Genomic DNA, 2,847 nt, shown 5'->3' with positions numbered 1-2,847 from the left:
GGACGGCCGGCGGTGCCGGCGACCGCGGGGACGACGCGGTCGGGCAGGCTCACCTCGAGGCGCTTGCCGGCGACCTCGACGACGACGGTGTGCCGGCCGGGTGCGGGGGCCGGCTCATCGAGCTCGCCGTCCCACGCGGGGATGTCGTTGACGAACTCGGTCTCGATCCAGCGCGTGTACACGCCGAACTCGCCGTCGGCGGCGACGAATGCCGGGTCGCGGACGACCTTGCGGTGGAAGGGCAGCACGGTCGGCATGCCCGCCACCTCGAACTCGTCGAGGGCACGACGCGAGCGCTCGAGAGCTTCGGCGCGGTCGCGTCCGGTGACGATGATCTTCGCCAGCAGCGAGTCGAAGGCGCCCGAGATGGTGTCGCCGGCGGTGACGCCGGAGTCGAGACGGATGCCGGGGCCGCCGAACGTCTTGAAGACGTTGATCGGCCCGGGCTGGGGGAGGAATCCGCGACCCGGATCCTCGCCGTTGATCCGGAACTCGAAGGAGTGACCCTGCGGCGTCGGGTCGTCGTAGTCGATGGTGCCGCCGGCGGCGATGCGGAACTGCTCGCGCACGAGGTCGATCCCGGTGATCTCCTCCGACACCGGGTGCTCGACCTGCAGGCGGGTGTTCACCTCGAGGAACGACACCGTGCCGTCGGCGCCGATGAGGAACTCGCAGGTGCCGGCGCCGATGTAGCCGACCTCGGTGAGGATCGCCTTCGACGCCGAGTACAGCAGCTCGTTCTGCTCGTCGGTGAGGAACGGCGCGGGCGCCTCCTCGACGAGCTTCTGGTGACGTCGCTGCAGCGAGCAGTCGCGAGTGGAGATGATGACGACGTTGCCCTGGGCGTCCGCCAGGCACTGCGTCTCGACGTGACGGGGCTTGTCGAGGTACTTCTCGACGAAGCACTCGCCGCGGCCGAAGGCGGCGACCGCCTCGCGGGTGGCGGACTCGAACAGCTCGGCGATCTCGTCGAGTTCACGCGCGACCTTGAGACCGCGTCCGCCGCCGCCGTACGCCGCCTTGATGGCGATCGGCAGGCCGTGCTCCTTCGCGAACGCGATGACCTCGTCGGCGCCCGCGACGGGTCCTGGCGTGCCCGGGGCGAGCGGTGCGCCCACCTTCTCGGCGACGTGACGGGCGGTCACCTTGTCGCCGAGCGCCTCGATGGCCTCGGGCGGGGGACCGATCCAGATCATGCCCGCGTCGATCACGGCTCGCGCGAAGTCGGCGTTCTCGGCGAGGAATCCGTACCCGGGGTGCACGGCGTCGGCGCCGGCGCGACGCGCCACGGAGAGGAGCTTGTCGATCTGCAGATAGGTCGCAGCGCTCGTCGACCCGTCGAGGCTGTAAGCCTCATCGGCGAGACGCGCGTGCATGGCGTCGCGATCCTGGTCGGCGTAGACGGCGACGGAGGAGATTCCGGAGTCACGGGCGGCGCGGATGATGCGTACGGCGATCTCGCCGCGGTTGGCGATGAGCACCTTGGCGATATCAGGCATGGGCTTCAGCCTAGCGAGATCGGCGCCGATACTTTTGACGACTCTCCACAAGAAATACCGCAATCCGTTAGGACTGCGCCCACAAATCGGTCCAGACGACCCCGAGTTCAGCGGCGAGTCGGCGCAGCGTCGAGAGCGACATGCCCACCACCGTGGACGGATCGCCCTCCACGCGCGTGATGAACGGCCCGCCGAGACTGTCGACGGTGAACGCGCCCGCCACGTGCAGCGGCTCGCCGCTGCCGATATACGCCTCCAGTTCGGCATCCGTCACATCGGCGGCGAAGGTGACGGCCGCCTCGGCGACCGCCGTCGCCTCGACCGGGTCGAGGTCGGGACCGACCCGGAAGACCGAGTGCCCGGAGTGCAGGATGCCGGTGGCGCCGCGCATCTGCTGCCAGCGCTCGCGCGCCGCCTCGGGCGTGTACGGCTTGCCGTGCACCTGCCCGCCGATCTCGAACATCGAGTCGCCGCCGATCACGATGCCGTCGAAGCGCGGATGCTCGGCGTGGATGCGCCCGGCGACGTCGGCGGCCTTCGCGCGCGCGAGCAGCAGCACCAGCTCGTCCGGTGCGAGCGGCGCACCCTGCTCCGCGGTGGCGTCTTGCGCGACGGCGTCCTCGTCGACCGCGGGCGCCACGATGAGCGGTTCGATGCCCGCCTGCCGCAGCAGCATCAGACGGGCAGGGGAGGTGGATGCCAGGCACACGCGCATCCCTCCACGCTAGCCCGTGGGCTCGCAGTGGTGTGTGGGATCCTGGAGGGATGACCTCTTCGGCCCGCACGCTCGACCTCGACATCACCGGCATCGCGCACGGCGGCACCTTCATCGCCCGCCACGAGGGGCGGGTCGTGTTCGTGCCCGACGCCATTCCCGGAGAGCGCGTGCGCGCCGAGGTGACCGAGGGGGACGACAGCAAGCGGTTTTGGCGCGCCGAGACGCGCGAGGTGCTCGACGCGTCGCCGCATCGCCGCGACCACGTGTGGGCAGAGGCCGACATCTCCCGCGCTCCCGCGGAGCGGGTGGGCGGCGCCGATCTCGGGCACATCGATCTGGCCCACCAGCGCGTGCTGAAGCGACAGGTGCTGCAGGAAGCCCTCGACAAGTTCGCCGGCGGCGGGCTTGCCGCTCCCGCCGTGGAGCCGGTCGATCAGGGCGACGGCACCCGGTGGCGCACCCGCGTCTCGCTGCACGTCGACGCCGAGGGCCGTGTGGGCCCGTACGCGGCGCGCAGCCACCGCGTGATCGACGTCGCCACCCTGCCGCTGGCTCGCCCCGCCGTCGAGGCGGCGGGGTTCGGTCTGCGCGCGCAGAAGCCGGGCCGGGTCGATCTGGTGGAGGCGGGCG

General features: G+C 71.2%; 3 protein-coding genes. 1 reads left to right on the top strand and 2 read right to left on the bottom strand.

The window, feature by feature from the left end; translation table 11 throughout:
• On the bottom strand, window positions 1-1,499 hold a 1,499-nt coding region (locus RT309_RS14615; RefSeq protein ID WP_313358202.1), incomplete at its 3' end, for a biotin carboxylase N-terminal domain-containing protein.
• A 67-nt stretch (window positions 1,500-1,566) separates the two neighbouring features.
• Window positions 1,567-2,214 carry a Maf family protein gene (locus RT309_RS14610; protein WP_313358201.1) on the bottom strand — a complete coding sequence of 216 codons (648 nt, stop codon included), beginning with the start codon at window positions 2,212-2,214 and terminating at the stop codon, window positions 1,567-1,569.
• 50 nt (window positions 2,215-2,264) lie between these two features.
• On the opposite strand from RT309_RS14610, the gene RT309_RS14605 reads away from it, so the two are divergent.
• Window positions 2,265-2,847: TRAM domain-containing protein (locus tag RT309_RS14605; RefSeq protein WP_313358199.1), on the top strand; the 583-nt coding region annotated here is incomplete at its 3' end.

It is taken from the genome of Microbacterium sp. (assembly GCF_032084865.1).
Classification (GTDB): Bacteria; Actinomycetota; Actinomycetes; order Actinomycetales; family Microbacteriaceae; genus Microbacterium.
This window is presented reverse-complemented; position numbering and strand designations above follow the sequence as displayed.

Excerpts from the sequence above, each read along its gene's own strand:
- RT309_RS14610 (WP_313358201.1), bottom strand. The coding sequence starts at position 2,214 with ATGCGCGTGTGCCTGGCATCCACCTCCCCTGCCCGTCTGATGCTGCTG.